Here is a 1,666-nt window from a genome sequence, read left to right as displayed (position 1 = left end):
TATTCAAAACCCAAAGAACGCTTAAATATAGGATCAGATTTCAACCGATGAACGAGAGCTTTAATGGTTGGAATATGTTCTACTTGCATAGCAATAAGCGCCATAAGAAGTTGCTTTTTAGAATAGCCTTTAGGACCTCGTCTTGAAAAAGATTCAGGGTATATTTCAAGAAAAAATGTAAAATCAATAAAAGTCAATATAGCCTCAAGTTTAGTAAGAGGTTTCAATTCGTAAAATTCGTCTAAAGTAATTAAAGATTGTTGTCGATATATATTTAACAGTTTACTCCTTTCGATGTGGATTATTGGCTTAAAATGTATATCGAATCGGGGGAGGCTGTTTTTTATATGCAATATAAAGATTGTAAAATCAAGGGATAAAAATTATGAAATTATCTCAATTATATCGGTTATAAAGCTGCAAAAATGTATTATTTATATGGGGTTGTCGCAGGTTCTACAGACAAGACATACTTTAGTGAAGTAGGTGCTAATAAAGTGGCTGAATTAGTGGCAACTGCCTTTATCAAAGCATTTAATCTAAGTAGTACATCAAAATCAGAGATTACACCAGATAATGGAATAGAAGATGGGACCATTTATAGCCTTCAGAATGTGAATAGTGGACTATATTTAGAAGTACAAAATGGCACAGCAGCTAATGGAACCAATGTGCAACAATGGGGAGCAAGAAGCATTGCAAATCATAATGCTTGGAAAATGGTTGCAGTGGGTAATGGAGAGTATAAGATGTATTCATGCGTAGGCGATGGCAGTTATTTACTAGATGTAGATAGCAATGCAAAAACCAATGGTACTAATATGCAAATTTACCAAGATACAAGTTATGATGTCCAAGTTTTTAAAATACAGAAAAACGGTGATGGCAGCTATACAATTTATACTAAATTATCTAATTATCAAAGCTGCATAGAAGTTAAAGATGCACTTACTTCAGATGGTGCTAATGTACAACAATGGGAAGTGAATAGTCATTCTTGCCAAAAATGGATTTTAGAAAAAGTCACAATGATTCACAGCCAAGTGAGACCAAACCAGGCAAAGTAAAGCCAACCATAACAAGTGATATTGCTGTAAGTTTTAATGGCATACACAGTGGTAATAATCTTGCTCAAACTTATAAAATAAAAAGGATTGACATAAATGTTCAATTGAATAAACTTAAAATCGTTTATAAAGCACAGGGACTACAAAATCAAAAGCAAAATCTTGTTTGCAATCGTGGTGCATTAACACTAAGTATTCATAAGCGTTAACTTATAAATAAAGTTTTCCAGTAATCAAAATAATAAAAATGGGAAACCTCTAAGTCTAATATCACCTAAACAAAGGAGGTTTCCCATGCATATTGCAAACTTAGTATCTAGACTTTTTAAACTTTTTATACCATCTATTATCGAAGAAATTGCAAAATCATCTGATTTTATGAAACGTCATTCTAAGCTTTTACCTGAAACCTTTGCAAAAGCAATGTCTTTAGGGTTGTTAGACTGTAAAAATATTACTGAAGAAGTGATTGCTGAAAAGTGTGCTTTTATTCAAAATGGTGTATCTCTAAGTAAACAAGCTATTGCAAAAAGGTTAAAAGAAAGTATTCCATTTCTAAAAAAATTACTATAGAGAGCATTTGCTTTAATCTATGCCTA

The 1,666-nt window shown here is 32.1% G+C and carries 3 protein-coding genes; 2 read left to right on the top strand and 1 reads right to left on the bottom strand.

Annotated features, from left to right (window positions below):
• Window positions 1-197, bottom strand: a 197-nt coding sequence (locus JCM14822_RS21330) for a transposase (protein ID WP_242861573.1), incomplete at its 3' end; no start/stop codon positions are given.
• Window positions 198-425: 228 nt separating this feature from the next.
• Between JCM14822_RS21330 and JCM14822_RS18520 the strand changes: the two genes are divergently transcribed.
• Complete coding sequence (locus JCM14822_RS18520) at window positions 426-1,067, top strand: RICIN domain-containing protein (protein WP_054744116.1); 642 nt, start codon at window positions 426-428, stop codon at window positions 1,065-1,067.
• Window positions 1,068-1,361: 294 nt separating this feature from the next.
• Complete coding sequence (locus tag JCM14822_RS18515) at window positions 1,362-1,640, top strand: hypothetical protein (RefSeq protein ID WP_054744115.1); 279 nt, start codon at window positions 1,362-1,364, stop codon at window positions 1,638-1,640.
• Window positions 1,641-1,666 lie beyond the last annotated feature (26 nt).

It is taken from the genome of Cellulosilyticum ruminicola JCM 14822 (assembly GCF_001311925.1).
GTDB lineage: Bacteria > Bacillota > Clostridia > Lachnospirales > Cellulosilyticaceae > Cellulosilyticum > Cellulosilyticum ruminicola.
Note: the sequence above shows the minus strand (reverse complement) of the source record. Positions and strands in the feature narration are given on the sequence as shown.

Excerpts from the sequence above, each read along its gene's own strand:
- JCM14822_RS18520 (WP_054744116.1), top strand. The coding sequence starts at position 426 with ATGTATTATTTATATGGGGTTGTCGCAGGTTCTACAGACAAGACATAC.
- JCM14822_RS18515 (WP_054744115.1), top strand. The coding sequence starts at position 1,362 with ATGCATATTGCAAACTTAGTATCTAGACTTTTTAAACTTTTTATACCA.